Origin of the sequence: Paramagnetospirillum marisnigri, from assembly GCF_001650715.1 — a bacterium.
In the GTDB taxonomy this organism is placed as follows: domain Bacteria; phylum Pseudomonadota; class Alphaproteobacteria; order Rhodospirillales; family Magnetospirillaceae; genus Phaeospirillum; species Phaeospirillum marisnigri.
This window is the reverse complement of the sequence record NZ_LWQT01000028.1, coordinates 40,548-53,582: the sequence shown is the minus strand read 5'-3', so window position 1 is coordinate 53,582 and position 13,035 is coordinate 40,548. Positions and strand designations below refer to the sequence as shown.

Below are 13,035 nucleotides of genomic sequence, written 5' to 3'. Positions count from 1 at the left end.
GGCGGATGAACTCGGTTGATCCCGCCCCGTCACCGGATGTTTTGGGCTTTATACATTCCATTCTGGGAACCCCGGACCAATTGAGCGCATCCGAGGCTTTCCTCGGCCGCCATCCCCAATGCGCCGAAGATCTCGCCCAGAACTGCCGTGCTCTCGGCAACCATTGGGCCAGCCTTCATTTCCTGGCGAAAGCCTCGGCGAATGGGGATGAACGTACCGGGCTGGTCCGCGAGGCAATGGCATCCCTGGGCGACCAGGCGACGCGATCATCATGGATCTTCAAGCTTAACCTGGCCGAGATCGATACCATCCAGGCCGAAGCCCTGTCCCGCGCCCGGTCCGCCTTCGAACAGGGCCGCATGGCCGAAGCCGACGATGCTCTGCAACTTCTTCACTGCCTGAGAAACCCCTTCATGCCCCCCCTCACCCCTTTGAGGGATTTACTGGAGACCGGAGAGAACGCCCAGGAAGATGATGATCCCGGTCCGCCGTTATTTGACCCCGACGCGCCCCCCTGCATCGACTATAGCGACGTGGACTCGCCGCGGCGTCTGGAATTTGCCCGTTTGATCGCCGATCTGATGCCCCCCGATGGCATCTGCCTGGAAATTGGCTGCTATGACGGGGCCGTCATCCAAGCCGTCGGCAAGGAAATGTCGCGCCGCGGCGAAGGATGCGCCCTGTTCGGCATCGAGCCGACCAAATCAGTCGTCGCCCTGGCGCGTAAGCGGACTCCTGGCCTGATGATCATGGCGGGCAATGTCGCGCAGATGGCGGAAGGCCGGCTGAACGACCGGCTTCCCCAGATCATCGACGTGATCTGCCTGTCGGCGGCATGCCAGCTTCTGTCCCCGGCTGAGTTGGTATCCGTCTTTGACTTTGCCCGACAACGATCCGCAAACGTGGCCATCGCCGACGATGTGGTGAATCTGGATGGAACCAGAAGCCTTCGCCGAGGAGTCTACCGTCTGCATCCCTTCCGGGCCGTCTTGGCGCAATGCGGACTCGCCATACGGACCGTCACCATGGTCCCCGAGGTCAGCCGGGCGTATAGCGGCTATATCGTCGCGGCAAGCTCCCAATAAGAAGGAGGAGAAACAGCTGTCGCGCCCCCCTACAAGATCCCCAGCACGTTTTCCGGCGGACGGCCCAGGGCGGCCTTGTCGCCCTTGACCACGATGGGCCGCTCGATGGCAATGGGATGGGCGACCAGCGCCGCGATCAGGGCGCCGTCCTCAAACAGGGCCGGATCGAAGCCAGCGTCCAGCGCTTCCTTGCGCCGGGTGATCTCCACCGGCCGCTTGCCCAGCAGGGCCAGGATGCGGGTCAGCTCGGCCACGCTGGGCGGCTCCTTCAGGTAGTCCACGATCCTGGGAGCGATGCCCTTGCCCTCGATCAGCTTCAAGGTGTCGCGCGACTTGCCGCAGCGGGGGTTGTGGTAGATGGTGACCTGGTCCGACATGCCGTATCCCTTGATTTAAGCCATTCCGGCGGCCATGGTGTGCGCCACGATCCGCCGACGGGGACGCGCCATGAGCCTGACTTCCACCTATAGCCCGCTGAAGCGGCTGCTTGCCAGTCTGAACTTGGCCAGCCTGATCTTGGTCGTGCTGCTGGCCGCCCCGGCCCTGGCGGCCGCCCCCGCGCCGCCCTCGGCCGCGGATGCCGCCCGGCTGGCCGCCACCCTGGAAGACGCCAAGGCGCGCGACGCCCTGATCGGCCAGTTGAAGCTCTTGGCGGCCGCAGAGACCGCCAGCCGCCCCGCCCAGCCCGGCCTGCTGGAACGGCTGTCGGACAAGGCAGGTGACCTGCGGGTCGGACTGGCCACCTTGGCCATCTTCGTCCTGGCGGTGGGACTAACCCATGTGGAACGGCGACTGGTCAACCGGCTGCTGGCGGCGGGACTGGCCGAAAGCCGCGCCAACCGCTATCTGTCGCTGCTGCACCGGATTCTCCGGGTGCTGATCGCCGTTATCGCCGGGCTGGCCCTGGCACAGCTCTGGGGCTTCGACCCCGCCAGCCTGCTGGATTCCCAGGTGGGGCGGCAGGTGGCCTCGACCCTGGTGCATATCGCCGTGGTGCTGGTGGGCGCCCTGGTCTTCTGGCACCTGCTCAACACCTCCATCGAACGCTACCTGACCGCCACCGATTCCGAGGGCAATTTGCGACAGCGCTCGGGCCGCGCCCGCACCTTGCTGCCGCTGGCCCGCAACGCGGTGTTCGTGCTGCTGGTGGTGATGGTGGTGCTGATCCTGCTGTCGGAACTGGGGGTCAACATCGCGCCGCTACTGGCCGGTGCCGGTGTGCTGGGCATCGCCATCGGCTTCGGCTCGCAGAAGCTGGTCCAGGACATCATCACCGGTGTCTTCATCCTGTTCGAGGACACTATCGCGGTCGGCGATTCGGTCAAGCTGGGCGAGCATGTGGGCACGGTGGAAGCCATCTCCATCCGCGCCATCCGCCTGCGAGACGCCAATGGCAGCCTGCATACGGTACCGTTCAGCGCCGTGACCACGGTGGTCAACGCCACCAAGGGCTTCAACTACGCCCTGCTGGATGTGACGGTGGACCTGGGCGAGGACACCGACCGGGTCGTCGCCATCATGGAGGAACTGGGAGGCGAGCTTCAGGCCGACACCAAATGGGGCAGCTATATCGCCGAGCCCATCGAGGTGCTGGGGATGGAAAAGCTGGATGCCACCGGCGCCATGATCCGCGCCCGCATCAAGACCACCCCCGGCGACCGGGCCGCCCTGATTCGCGAGTTCAACCGACGCATCAAGCGGCGGTTCGACGCCGAGGATATCGACCTTCCGGTCGCCTCGCTGCGGGTCAGCCTGATCGGCGGCGCCTCAACTGCCCAATAGGGACTCGGGGTCGTCGGCCTCCACCACGGCGCGGCAGATCTCGAAAGAGAACCCCGCCCGGCCCAGGGCGGCCAGATCCTTCATCCGGAATTCCGCCCGCTTGTCCGGAGCGCGATACGGCCCCAGGCGACGGCGGCGCGCCAGGGCCAGGGCGGCCACCAGATCGGGATCGGCGGCGGACTCGCGCAAGCCGGCCAGCGCCGCCTCGGCGGCTTCGGCCTCGACCCCCTTGGCCGACAGGGCGGCCCGGATCAGCCGCAGCGAGCCGCCGCGCCGGTGCAGCGAGCGGGTCTTGGTCTCGGCATAGGCGGCATCGTCGAGATAGCCCAGCCGGGCCAGCTTCTCCAGCACGACCTCCACCTGCGCCTGGGCCTCGGCGGCCTCGCCGCCGTGATGGGCCAGCGAGCGCTCGACCTTGCGCATGAGCACCCGGCGCAGATTGGCCCTGGACGAGGCGTAGCGTTCGAGATAATGCAGCGAGGCATTCTCGAGATAGGATGCGGTGATCCTGGGCGGCGGGCGCCGTTCGGTCCTGGTGTTCATGAAGGCGAGCTTAGCATGACGGACAATGCCGATCCCCGGGTCTTGCAGCCCCGTTCCTATGGCGCGGTCAACTGGCTGGGCGCCAGGACCTTGTTCATGAAGGAGGTGCGACGCTTCCTCAAGGTCTATTTCCAGACCATCATCGCCCCGGTGGTGACCACCTTGCTGTTCCTGGCGGTCTTCGCCCTGGCGCTGGGGCCGGTGGCGGCCCAGGTCAAGGGCGTGCCCTATGTCCAGTTCCTCGGCCCCGGCCTGATCATGATGGCCATGGTCCAGAACGCCTTCGCCAATACCTCGTCCTCGCTGATCATCGCCAAGGTCCAGGGCAATATCGTCGACATGCTGATGCCGCCGCTCACCGGCACCGAACAGACCCTGGCGGTGGCCATGGGCGGCGTGGCGCGCGGATTGGCGGTAGGGGTGGCGGTGGGTCTGGTCATGGCGATGTTCGTGCCCATGCCGGTGCACAATCCCGGCCTGATCCTCTATCACGCCGTCATGGGGTCGCTGATGCTGTCGCTGCTGGGCATGATGGGCGGCATCTGGGCCGACAAGTTCGACCACATGGCCGCCGTCACCAATTTCATCGTGACGCCGCTGTCCTTCCTGTCGGGCACCTTCTACTCCATCGAGCGGCTGCCCGAGGGCCTCCATCTCTTCGCCGTGCTCAACCCCTTCTTCTACATGATCGACGGCTTCCGGGCCGGATTCATCGGGGTGTCGGACGGCTCCACCGCCGTGGGCATCGCGGTGGTCGCCGCCGCCGATCTGGTGCTGCTGGCCATCACCTGGCGCATGCTGTCGACGGGCTACAAGCTCAAGGGCTGATCCTCGTCCCGCGCCAGATTGGCCAGGGCAGACGGCCGCAGCAGCGAAATCCGTCCCCGCCCGGTCCGGATCAGGCCGCGCTGGGCCAAACGGCTGGTCAGCCGCGCCACCACCTCGCGGGTGGTGCCGATATGATCGGCGATATCTTGCTGGGTCTGGCGAACCTCCCGGGTGCCCGAGGCCCGTACCAGCAGGAAATTGGCCAGCCGCTGCTCCACGGTGCAGGCGTGGACCTGATCCAGTTCCGCCATCAACCGGAACACCAGGGTCGACAGGGTCCGCACCGTCAGGTCGCGGATCACCGCCTCGTCCTCAAACAGGCCGCGATACAGCCGACCGGGCACGATGGCCACGGCGGAGTCCGCCTCGGTCTCGACCCAGGCGGGATAAAGCAGGTCGTTGAACAGGCTGTTCATGGCCAGGACGCAGGTCTCGCCCGGCCGCAGCAGATACAAGGTGGCTTCCTTGCCGCCGGGCAGCAGGGTGAAGACCCGCAGCCGCCCCGCCAGGACGAAATAGGCCCCCGATACCTCCTGCCCCTTCTCGACGATGGTCTTGCCCGCCGGAAAGCGATGGGTGACGGCCCCCTGCGCCAGCCGTTGCCGCCCCTGGGGCGAAAGCCCCGCGAAGGCGGCGATGTCGCCAAGTGTGGTCATGGGATGAGTGTGGTCATGGGATGCGGGCCGCCCCCCGGGAAAGGCTGTCGCTGGTCAGCGCGTTCAGGAAAGAGACGATATCGGCGATATCCTGCTCGCTCAGCACCAGCCGGTCAACCACGCGGAACCGCTCCTCGGCGGCCGACCAGCGCGGCACCCGCCGCAGGCCGGGATCATTGCTGATGACCGCCCCCAACTGGGTGGTGGCCATCACCCGCACCGCCTCGCTCAGGTCGCCGACCGCGCCGTTATGGAAATACGGTGCCGTCAGGGCGACGTTGCGCAAGGATGGAATCCGCCAGATGCCATCGGCCGCCGCCTCCCCCGCCCGGCCCTTGTCGGCCCCCAGCCCATGGGAGCGGGCCAGGGGCGAACGGCTGGCCAGCAGCGGCGCATAGGGGTTGCGGGGACCGATCAGGCTGGCGCCGCTGAAATTGGCGCCGGAATGGCACATGACGCAGCCCACCGCCTGGAACAGCCACATGCCGCGCTGTTGGCCCGGGCCCAGGGCTTCGGCGTCACCCGAGACGAAGCGGTCATAGGGGCTGTCGGCGGTGATCAGGCTGCGCTCGAAGGCGGCGAGGGCCTGGACCACCCGGCGCATGCTGACCGGCCGGTCGTCGCCGAAGGCCTGGGCGAAGGCTTCGCGGTAGGACGCGTCCGCCCCGATCCGCTCCTCGATGGCCTGGGCCGAGGGCATGCCCATCTCGTCGGGATTGAGCGGCGGCCCCATGGCCTGTTCCTCCAGCGATCCGGCCCGGCCGTCCCAGAACAGCCGGGCCTGGAATGCCGCGTTCCAGACGGTGGGAGCGTTGCGCCGACCCGGCACATGGGTGACTCCGATGGCGGTGGCCCGCCGGTCGGTGCCCGCGCCGAGGCCAAGGTCGTGGCAACTGGCGCAGGACACGGTGCGATCGATGGACAGGATGGGATCGTGGAACAGCCGCTGGCCCAGCGACACCTTGGCCGGCGTGGCGGGATTGTCCGGCGGGGACGGCGCCACCGGGGGCAAGGCCTTCCAGACATGGCCGGGGGCGGCGTCGGCGGATGGGGCGAAGGCATCGGGGGACTCGGCCGACACCATGGCCGTTGCGGGGGGTGGCACCAGCGGCGCGATGGTCTGTTCCGGAAAGCTGGAAAGGGTCAGGATAATGACCAGCTTCAGGCTGAAGGCGATCACCCCCGCTCCCAGCGCCGCCCCCAGGAACCATTTGCCGCCCCCGTCCAGGACAGCCCCCAGCCCCGCCGCCGGGGCCAGATCGGCACGCACCAGCAGCACCAGGGCCGTGGTGGCGAACAGGACCACCGCGCCGCCATAGCCCAGCACCGTGGATAGATCGGCATTCATGATGGCCTCCCCCATGGTCTTCCGTGAGATCCACAGGCTAGCCCCGACGGTCCCGCGCTTCTGTAGCCGAGGATACAGATCGGGCCGGGCTGGAGCGTTAGGGTTCCCTCCATCCGCAACCCGGCGCCCAGGAGACAGACCATGGATGCCCTGAAGCTTTTCATCGATACCCACGACAAGGACCGGGGAACCTTTCCCGATGGCCTGACCGAACCGCAATTCGCCGACTTTTTCGATCAGTACCAGGCCGCCTGCCAAGCCGAGGGCGTGGTGGTCATGCAGGTCGGAGTCGGCCTGGGCGACGGCCGCGCCTTCTGCCTGACCCTGGCCCCCGACGCCGAGGCCGTTCGCCGGGCGCATCAACGGGTGGGATTACCCTTCGACTCCATCACCGAAGTGCGCATGGCCGCTCCCGGCAATCTGTTCCGACCGCGGAAAGCCGCCTGATTCCGCCGCCGCCGCCGGGGGTTTCCGCCCCCGGCGGTTGACATTGGGCCGATTCTTATCGATACTCCGCCGCTTTCCATGAGCGCGTCTGTGGTTTTCGCTCGTTCGAGCGAGCCCCCCGGTATTGCAGCCCAGGCGTTCGGGAGAGCGGAAATGGTTCCAGTGGTGATGCCGACCTATGCGCGTGCCGACCTTGCCTTCGAGCGGGGCGAGGGCGCCTATCTGTTCGCCACCGATGGCCGCCGCTACCTGGATTTCGGTTCTGGCGTCGCCGTGACCGCCCTGGGCCACTGCCATCCCCGGCTGGTGGCGGCGCTGAAGACGCAGGCCGCCCAGCTGTGGCACTGCTCCAACCTCTACCGGGTGCCGGGCCAGGAACGGGTCGCCGCCAAGCTGGTGGAAAACACCTTTGCCGATACCGTGTTCTTCTGCAATTCCGGGGCGGAAGCCATGGAATGCAGCATCAAGATGGCGCGCAAGTTTCACCATGCCGACGGCCATCCCGAACGCTTCCGCGTCATCTGCGCCGAGGGCGCCTTCCACGGCCGCACCCTGGCCACCGTGGCGGCGGGCGGCCAGAAGAAGCATATGGAGGGTTTCGCCCCGGTGGTGGAGGGTTTCGACCACGTTCCCTTCGGCAATCTGAACGCTCTGCGGGCCGCCATCACCCCCGAGACCGCCGCCATCTGCGTCGAGCCGGTCCAGGGCGAGGGCGGCATCATCCCCGGTGATCCCGATTACCTGCGCCGCCTGCGCGCCACCGCCGACGAATTCGGCCTGCTGCTGATCTTCGACGAGGTCCAGACCGGCATGGGCCGCACCGGATCGCTGTTCGCGCACCAGCCCCTGGGCGTGGTGCCCGACATCATGGGCGTGGCCAAGGGTCTGGGCGGCGGCTTTCCGGTCGGCGCCTGCCTGGCCACGGAAAAGGCGGCCAAGGGCATGACGGCGGGCACCCATGGCTCCACCTTCGGCGGCAATCCCCTGGCCATGGCGGTAGCCGAGACCGTGCTGGACGTCATGCTGGACCCCGGTTTCCTGGAAGGCGTCGCCGCCAGGGCACGGCGCCTGCGGGCGCTGGTGGAGGAGGCCTGCGGACGCTTCCCCGATCTCATCGAGCAGGTGCGCGGCACCGGCCTGATGCTGGGCATCAAGCCGCGCATTCCCAACACCGATCTGATCGGTCGGCTGGCCGCCAATGGCCTGCTGACCGTCGGGGCGGGCGACAATGTGGTGCGGCTGCTGCCGCCCTTGATCATCGGCGACCAGGAGATGGACGAGGCCGTCCGCATCCTGTCCCGCACCCTAGGCGAGGTGGCGCTTTGAGCTCCGGACCGAAACATTTCCTTGATCTCGATCTTTTCGATACCCAGACCCTGCGCCATATCCTGGACCTGGGCGCCGCCTTCAAGCGTGGAGCGGGCAACCCCGCGCCCGCGGCGGGCAAGATCCTGGCCATGATCTTCGAGAAGCCCTCCACCCGCACCCGCGTCTCGTTCGAATCGGGCATGAAGCAGATGGGCGGCGACGTCATCATGATGGCGGCGGGCGACACCCAGTTGGGCCGGGGCGAGACCATCGCCGACACCGCACGGGTGCTGGGCCGCTTCGTCGATGCCATCATGATCCGCACCGATGACCCGGCCAAGCTGACCGAGATGGCGGCCCATGCCGGGGTCCCGGTGATCAACGGCCTGACCGACTCCTCCCATCCCTGCCAGGTGATGGCCGATGTCATGACCTTCGAGGAACATCGCGGCTCGCTGGCGGGCAAGACCGTGGCCTGGATCGGCGACGGCAACAATGTCGCCGCCAGTTGGCTGCACGCCGCCGGACATTTCGGCTGCGCCATCCGGCTGGCCTGCCCGGCCTCGCTGATGCCGTCGGCGACGGCGGTGGCCTGGGCCAGGGCGCGCGGCGCCACGGTGGAACTGACCAGCGACCCGGCCGAGGCGGTGGCGGGCGCCCATCTGGTGATGACCGATACCTGGGTCTCCATGGGCTGCAAGGATGCCAACCGGCATCAGGTCCTGGCGCCCTATCAGGTCAACGAGGCGCTGATGGCCAAGGCCGACGCTTCCGCCCTGTTCATGCATTGCCTGCCCGCCCATCGTGGCGAGGAAGTCACCGACGCGGTCATGGACGGCCCCCAATCGGTGGTGTGGGACGAGGCCGAGAACCGCATGCATGTCCAGAAGGGCATTCTGAGCTGGTGCCTGGCGTGAGCCCTGCCCTCGATCAGGTCCTCGCCTTTTCGGTAGGCGGTGGCGCCGTGCGCGGCCGTCTGGCCCGCCTGGGTCCAGCCCTGGACACCATCCTGGACGATCAGCACGGTTATCCCGGCCCGGTGGCGGCGCTGCTGGCCGAGACGGTGGCCCTGGCGGTGGCGCTGGCCAATGCCATGAAATTCGACGGCATCTTCACCCTGCAGGCCCAGGGCAAGGGGCCGGTGTCGCTGCTGGTGGCCGATGTCACCAGTTCGGGGCAGATCCGCGCCCATGCCCGTTTCGATGCGGAGCGTCTGAAAGGCGTCGGGATCGAGGCCTTCGGCTCGGTGCCGCGCCTGCTCGGCGAGGGCTATCTCGCCTTTACCGTCGACCAGGGGCCGGACACCGAACGCTATCAGGGCATCGTCGAGCTGACCGGCGAGACCCTGGAAGACTGCGCCCGGACCTATTTCAAGCAATCGGAACAGTTGGACACCGCCGTGGACGTGGCGGTGCGCCCGTCGACCGCCGAGCATGGCTGGCTGGCCACCGCCCTGATGATCCAGCGCATGCCCGCCGACGCGGCCAACGGCCCGATCCTGGTGGCCGAGGATGCCGAGGAAGGCTGGCGCCGTGCCGAGATCCTGCTGGGCAGCGTCAAGCCGGGCGAAATGCTGGACCCCGGCCTGGCGCCCGAGACGCTGCTGTATCGCCTGTACCATGCCGACCAGCTTCAGGTCTTCGCGCCCAAGCTGTTGGAAGCCCGCTGCCGCTGCTCGCGCGAACGGGTCAAGGCCACATTGGGCTCGCTGCCCGCCGCCGATCTGGCCTCGCTGGCCGATTCCGCAGGCAATATCATCGTCACCTGCGAGTTCTGCCGCACCGACCACGCCATTCCGGTGACGGAGTTGGGGAGTTAGGAGTCCCTCCGAGCCTGCTGGCATCGGCTTTTCATTTCGTCACCCTCGGGCTCGACCCGAGGGTCCATGGATGCCCGGATCAAGTCCGGGCATGACGAAGTGGGAGAGGGCCAGACTCTAGAGCGGCGAGCCCCATCATGCCGTCCGCCCCCAGCACCGCGTCGGACAGCAGCGGATAGTCTTCCCTGGCGCGGGGAAGCTGGTAGTGCCACCACTCATGGGGATTGATCTCCCATCCCGCCGCCGCCATCAGCCCCGCCAGGACAAGGCGGTTGCGCTGGGCCTCCACCGTCACGTCGAGGCGGGCATGGTGCGAGCGTGGCGTGAATTCGTCGAAGGCGGTGCCCATGTCCAGCACCGTGCCGCTGGCCCTGTCCAGCAGGTCGAGATCGACGGCGACGCCGCGCGAATGGGCCGAGCCCAGCTTCGGGTCGGCGAGGAATTCCGGATCGGGGGTATGGGACCACAAGGCCCATTGCGCCTCGGTGGGACGATAGGCGTCGAGCACCCGCAGGCGCAGGCCCAGCGGTCGCGCCAGATCCACCGCCCGCGCCAGCCCCCGGGCGGCATGGGCATGCAGCCAGCATCCGGCATCGGGGCGATAGACCGGATGGGTGGTGAAATTGTCGGGCGTGGCATAGGCCAGGGCAATGTCGAGATCGAAATCGCGGGCATCGATACGGACCAGCGGGAACATCTTCGTCCTTTCCTTTATTTCCGACCGGCAGTATAGCGGCCCCATGATCGTCCTTGCCATCGACAGCTCGACCTCCGCCTGCTCGGCCGCCCTGTGGCGCGACGGCACCGTGCTGGCTTGCCGCCTGCGGGCCATGGCTCGCGGCCAGAGCGAGGCCCTGCTGCCCATGGTCGCCGAGATCATGGCCGAGACCGGTCTGGATTTCGCGGGCCTGGACCTGCTGGCCGTCACAGTCGGACCGGGGGCCTTCACCGGTTTGCGCATCGGGCTGGCGGCGGCGCGGGGCCTTGCCCTGGCGGCGGGCCTGCCGCTGGCGGGCGTCTCGACACCGCTGGCGGTGGCGGCGGCGGTGCCCGAGGCCGAGCGCCAGGGACGCACCCTCCTGGCGGCCGTGGAGTCGCGGCGCGATGAATGCTGGGTCCAGGCCTTCGCCTCCGATCTGACGCCCCTGGGCGAGGTGACGGCGCTGCTTCCCGCCCAGGCCGCCGGTCTGGTCAGCGGCCCCGTGGTGGTGGCGGGCGACCGGACGGCCGACCTGCTGCCCCATCTGAGCGATGCCGTGGCCGCCAGCTCGCCGGGCTATCCCGACGCCGCCGTTGTCGCCGCCCTGGCCGCCCGGCTGTGGCGCGAGGGGCGGGCGCTGCCGCCCGAGCCGCTGTATCTGCGCGCCCCCGACGTGACCCTGTGAGCACGGTGGAGTTGGTTCCCGCCGGCCTGGTTCATGCCGAGCTGCTGGCCGGCATGCACAAGATCTGCTTCGCCCAGCCCTGGAGCGTCGCCTCCATGGCCGAGGTGCTGACCATGCCGGGCGCGGAGGGACTGATCGCGGTGGATGGCGGCTCAATGACCCCCACCGCCGAGCCCCCCGGCCCCGCCGGTCTGGTGCTGTGGCGCCAAGTGCTTGACGAGGCCGAGATCCTCACTATTTCCGTGTTGCCGCCCTGGCGCCGCCACGGGCTGGGTCGGCGCCTGCTGCAAGCCGCGCTGGAGGCGTCCAGGACCGCCGGAGCCGCATCCATGTTCCTGGAGGTGGCCGCCGACAACCATCCCGCCCTGGCGCTCTATGGCCGCATGGGTTTCCATGAAATCGGCCTGCGTAAGGGATACTACGGAGGTATCGACGCGGTGGCCATGCACTTAGAACTTGCCTGAGACTTAATCCAAGGTGGTCAAGCCGCAATATCCATACTCAGGTAAAGGCCTTATTTCTTGCGAACCAGCAGACGGTGAATCCCTGTATCGCCTTCCCCGTCCTCGCGGATCGTAGAGATGATTTCATGTCCAAGCTCGATCAAGGAACGGGGAACGTTCCCAAGGGGTTCGGCGCCTTTGAGACGGACTTCCAGGAGCTCTCCAGACACCATCCGCTCGACCCGTAACTTGGTCTTGACGAAGGTCATCGGGCAGACCTCCCCCGTGATGTCAAGGCTGTAGTTTGGCTTCTCAGTCATGCGATTTTTGTCACTTTTGTTGTTGGTAATGGATATTGCCATGATCCAGTGAAAGTTTTATATAGGGCCATCCGTTGAATATGGAGGCATGCTCTCGATGTTGGAGCGTTCGAACACCAGCGACCTGCTTGCGCTCACCACTGAGATCGTGGCCGCTCACGTCGCCAACAATAGCGTCGCGATCAGCGATCTTCCCCATCTGATTCAGGAAGTCTACCGGACCCTGTCCTCGGTGGGTAACGTCCCCGTCGTCCCCGAGCGCCCGCAGCCGGCCGTGGCCCTGAAGAAGTCGGTGACCCCCGACTACATCATCTGCCTGGAAGACGGCAAGAAGCTGAAGATGCTGAAGCGGCATCTGAAGACCGCCTATAATATGAGCCCGGAAGAATATCGCGACCGCTGGGGCCTGCCCGCCGACTATCCCATGGTGGCGCCCAACTACGCCCAGCATCGCTCGACCCTGGCCAAGAAGATCGGCCTGGGCACCAAGCCGCGCAAGCGCAAGCGCGCGGTCTGACCTTCTGACGGGGCCGGTGCGGGCTGGACATTGTCCACCATCGGCCCCATGATTCCGTCCCGCCACCCACTTTGACGGATTCTGCCATGGTTTCGCGGATCGAGCAGCGCTGCATCGACAAGGGCATGAAGATGACCGACCAACGTCGAGTTATCGCCCGCGTGCTCTCGGATTCGGCCGACCACCCCGATGTGGAGGAGGTCTATCGCCGGGCCACCGCCATCGACCCCCATATCAGCATCGCCACGGTCTATCGCACCGTGCGGCTGTTCGAGGAAGCCGCCATCCTTGAACGCCACGATTTCGGCGATGGCCGCGCCCGTTACGAGGAAGCCGCCGGCGACCATCACGACCATCTGATCGATATGCATTCTGGCAAGGTGATCGAGTTCACCAGCCCGGAAATCGAGGCCCTGCAACGCGAGATCGCCAAGCGCTACGGATTCCGGCTGGTGGGTCATCGCCTGGAACTCTATGGTGTTCCATTGACTTCCGGTGACAAAGCGGAAGAAAAATAAGTCTTCGGCCCGGGGGAGTGGGCCGCAACGACGGCA

At 67.0% G+C, this 13,035-nt stretch carries 17 protein-coding genes; 11 read left to right on the top strand and 6 right to left on the bottom strand.

The window, feature by feature from the left end; translation table 11 throughout:
* Nucleotides 1-5 precede the first annotated feature (5 nt).
* The gene (locus A6A04_RS01845; RefSeq protein WP_156612425.1) at nt 6-1,085 is read left to right on the top strand and encodes a hypothetical protein; all 1,080 of its coding nucleotides are present in this window, start codon (nt 6-8) and stop codon (nt 1,083-1,085) included.
* Between the two features lie 29 nt (nt 1,086-1,114).
* On the opposite strand, the gene arsC is transcribed toward A6A04_RS01845, so the two are convergent.
* Nucleotides 1,115-1,462, bottom strand: a complete 348-nt coding sequence (arsC, locus tag A6A04_RS01840) for an arsenate reductase (glutaredoxin) (RefSeq protein WP_068489550.1) — start codon at nt 1,460-1,462, stop codon at nt 1,115-1,117.
* A gap of 70 nt (nt 1,463-1,532) precedes the next feature.
* On the opposite strand from arsC, the gene A6A04_RS01835 reads away from it, so the two are divergent.
* A complete protein-coding gene (locus tag A6A04_RS01835) occupies nt 1,533-2,867 on the top strand; it encodes a mechanosensitive ion channel family protein (RefSeq protein WP_068489549.1) in 1,335 nt (444 codons plus the stop codon).
* On the opposite strand, the gene A6A04_RS01830 is transcribed toward A6A04_RS01835, so the two are convergent.
* Nucleotides 2,853-3,410 carry a regulatory protein RecX gene (locus A6A04_RS01830; protein ID WP_068489548.1) on the bottom strand — a complete coding sequence of 186 codons (558 nt, stop codon included), beginning with the start codon at nt 3,408-3,410 and terminating at the stop codon, nt 2,853-2,855. The two genes, A6A04_RS01835 and A6A04_RS01830, sit on opposite strands and share 15 nt — an antisense overlap.
* 15 nt (nt 3,411-3,425) lie before the next feature.
* Here A6A04_RS01830 and A6A04_RS01825 point away from each other — a divergent pair, with 15 nt between their 5' ends.
* On the top strand, nt 3,426-4,238 hold the full coding sequence (locus A6A04_RS01825) for an ABC transporter permease (protein ID WP_068489547.1): 813 nt from the start codon (nt 3,426-3,428) through the stop codon (nt 4,236-4,238).
* Here A6A04_RS01825 and A6A04_RS01820 read toward each other — a convergent pair.
* A complete protein-coding gene (locus A6A04_RS01820) occupies nt 4,220-4,894 on the bottom strand; it encodes a Crp/Fnr family transcriptional regulator (protein ID WP_068489546.1) in 675 nt (224 codons plus the stop codon). The genes A6A04_RS01825 and A6A04_RS01820 overlap by 19 nt on opposite strands.
* Before the next feature lie 13 nt (nt 4,895-4,907).
* The gene (locus tag A6A04_RS01815) at nt 4,908-6,242 is read right to left on the bottom strand and encodes a cytochrome-c peroxidase (protein ID WP_156612423.1); all 1,335 of its coding nucleotides are present in this window, start codon (nt 6,240-6,242) and stop codon (nt 4,908-4,910) included.
* A gap of 141 nt (nt 6,243-6,383) precedes the next feature.
* On the opposite strand from A6A04_RS01815, the gene A6A04_RS01810 reads away from it, so the two are divergent.
* The 4 genes from A6A04_RS01810 (at nt 6,384) to hslO (ending at nt 9,816) form a co-directional block, all read left to right on the top strand.
* Nucleotides 6,384-6,689 carry a nickel-binding protein gene (locus tag A6A04_RS01810; RefSeq protein WP_068489544.1) on the top strand — a complete coding sequence of 102 codons (306 nt, stop codon included), beginning with the start codon at nt 6,384-6,386 and terminating at the stop codon, nt 6,687-6,689.
* A 153-nt stretch (nt 6,690-6,842) separates the two neighbouring features.
* Entirely contained in the window at nt 6,843-8,015 is a 1,173-nt protein-coding gene (locus A6A04_RS01805; protein ID WP_068489543.1) for an aspartate aminotransferase family protein, read from the top strand.
* Nucleotides 8,012-8,914, top strand: a complete 903-nt coding sequence (argF, locus tag A6A04_RS01800) for an ornithine carbamoyltransferase (protein ID WP_068489542.1) — start codon at nt 8,012-8,014, stop codon at nt 8,912-8,914. Before A6A04_RS01805 ends, argF begins: the two co-directional genes overlap by 4 nt.
* Nucleotides 8,911-9,816 (top strand): Hsp33 family molecular chaperone HslO, encoded by a 906-nt coding sequence (hslO, locus tag A6A04_RS01795; protein WP_245651054.1) that lies wholly within the window; start codon nt 8,911-8,913, stop codon nt 9,814-9,816. The genes argF and hslO overlap by 4 nt, the downstream gene beginning before the upstream one ends.
* Before the next feature lie 79 nt (nt 9,817-9,895).
* Here the strand turns inward: hslO and ddpX are convergent, their stop codons facing one another.
* Nucleotides 9,896-10,513: a D-alanyl-D-alanine dipeptidase gene (gene ddpX / locus A6A04_RS01790; protein ID WP_068489540.1), complete on the bottom strand. Its 618-nt coding sequence runs from the start codon at nt 10,511-10,513 to the stop codon at nt 9,896-9,898.
* 43 nt (nt 10,514-10,556) lie between these two features.
* On the opposite strand from ddpX, the gene tsaB reads away from it, so the two are divergent.
* Both tsaB and A6A04_RS01780 read left to right on the top strand, forming a co-directional pair.
* Complete coding sequence (gene tsaB / locus A6A04_RS01785) at nt 10,557-11,201, top strand: tRNA (adenosine(37)-N6)-threonylcarbamoyltransferase complex dimerization subunit type 1 TsaB (RefSeq protein ID WP_068489539.1); 645 nt, start codon at nt 10,557-10,559, stop codon at nt 11,199-11,201.
* Nucleotides 11,198-11,665, top strand: a complete 468-nt coding sequence (locus tag A6A04_RS01780) for a GNAT family N-acetyltransferase (RefSeq protein ID WP_245651053.1) — start codon at nt 11,198-11,200, stop codon at nt 11,663-11,665. The genes tsaB and A6A04_RS01780 overlap by 4 nt, the downstream gene beginning before the upstream one ends.
* A gap of 50 nt (nt 11,666-11,715) precedes the next feature.
* Here the strand turns inward: A6A04_RS01780 and A6A04_RS01775 are convergent, their stop codons facing one another.
* Nucleotides 11,716-11,964, bottom strand: a complete 249-nt coding sequence (locus A6A04_RS01775; protein WP_068489622.1) for a sulfurtransferase TusA family protein — start codon at nt 11,962-11,964, stop codon at nt 11,716-11,718.
* A 97-nt stretch (nt 11,965-12,061) separates the two neighbouring features.
* On the opposite strand from A6A04_RS01775, the gene A6A04_RS01770 reads away from it, so the two are divergent.
* Entirely contained in the window at nt 12,062-12,481 is a 420-nt protein-coding gene (locus A6A04_RS01770) for a MucR family transcriptional regulator (protein ID WP_068489538.1), read from the top strand.
* Between the two features lie 86 nt (nt 12,482-12,567).
* Nucleotides 12,568-12,999 carry a Fur family transcriptional regulator gene (locus tag A6A04_RS01765; RefSeq protein ID WP_068489537.1) on the top strand — a complete coding sequence of 144 codons (432 nt, stop codon included), beginning with the start codon at nt 12,568-12,570 and terminating at the stop codon, nt 12,997-12,999.
* Nucleotides 13,000-13,035 lie beyond the last annotated feature (36 nt).

What these genes read in the sequence shown, in the direction of transcription:
- A6A04_RS01845 (WP_156612425.1), top strand. Translation starts at nt 6, where the DNA reads ATGAACTCGGTTGATCCCGCCCCGTCACCGGATGTTTTGGGCTTTATA.
- arsC (WP_068489550.1), bottom strand. Translation starts at nt 1,462, where the DNA reads ATGTCGGACCAGGTCACCATCTACCACAACCCCCGCTGCGGCAAGTCG.
- A6A04_RS01835 (WP_068489549.1), top strand. Translation starts at nt 1,533, where the DNA reads ATGAGCCTGACTTCCACCTATAGCCCGCTGAAGCGGCTGCTTGCCAGT.
- A6A04_RS01830 (WP_068489548.1), bottom strand. Translation starts at nt 3,410, where the DNA reads ATGAACACCAGGACCGAACGGCGCCCGCCGCCCAGGATCACCGCATCC.
- A6A04_RS01825 (WP_068489547.1), top strand. Translation starts at nt 3,426, where the DNA reads ATGACGGACAATGCCGATCCCCGGGTCTTGCAGCCCCGTTCCTATGGC.
- A6A04_RS01820 (WP_068489546.1), bottom strand. Translation starts at nt 4,894, where the DNA reads ATGACCACACTTGGCGACATCGCCGCCTTCGCGGGGCTTTCGCCCCAG.
- A6A04_RS01815 (WP_156612423.1), bottom strand. Translation starts at nt 6,242, where the DNA reads ATGAATGCCGATCTATCCACGGTGCTGGGCTATGGCGGCGCGGTGGTC.
- A6A04_RS01810 (WP_068489544.1), top strand. Translation starts at nt 6,384, where the DNA reads ATGGATGCCCTGAAGCTTTTCATCGATACCCACGACAAGGACCGGGGA.
- A6A04_RS01805 (WP_068489543.1), top strand. Translation starts at nt 6,843, where the DNA reads ATGGTTCCAGTGGTGATGCCGACCTATGCGCGTGCCGACCTTGCCTTC.
- ddpX (WP_068489540.1), bottom strand. Translation starts at nt 10,513, where the DNA reads ATGTTCCCGCTGGTCCGTATCGATGCCCGCGATTTCGATCTCGACATT.
- tsaB (WP_068489539.1), top strand. Translation starts at nt 10,557, where the DNA reads ATGATCGTCCTTGCCATCGACAGCTCGACCTCCGCCTGCTCGGCCGCC.
- A6A04_RS01775 (WP_068489622.1), bottom strand. Translation starts at nt 11,964, where the DNA reads ATGACTGAGAAGCCAAACTACAGCCTTGACATCACGGGGGAGGTCTGC.
- A6A04_RS01770 (WP_068489538.1), top strand. Translation starts at nt 12,062, where the DNA reads ATGTTGGAGCGTTCGAACACCAGCGACCTGCTTGCGCTCACCACTGAG.
- A6A04_RS01765 (WP_068489537.1), top strand. Translation starts at nt 12,568, where the DNA reads ATGGTTTCGCGGATCGAGCAGCGCTGCATCGACAAGGGCATGAAGATG.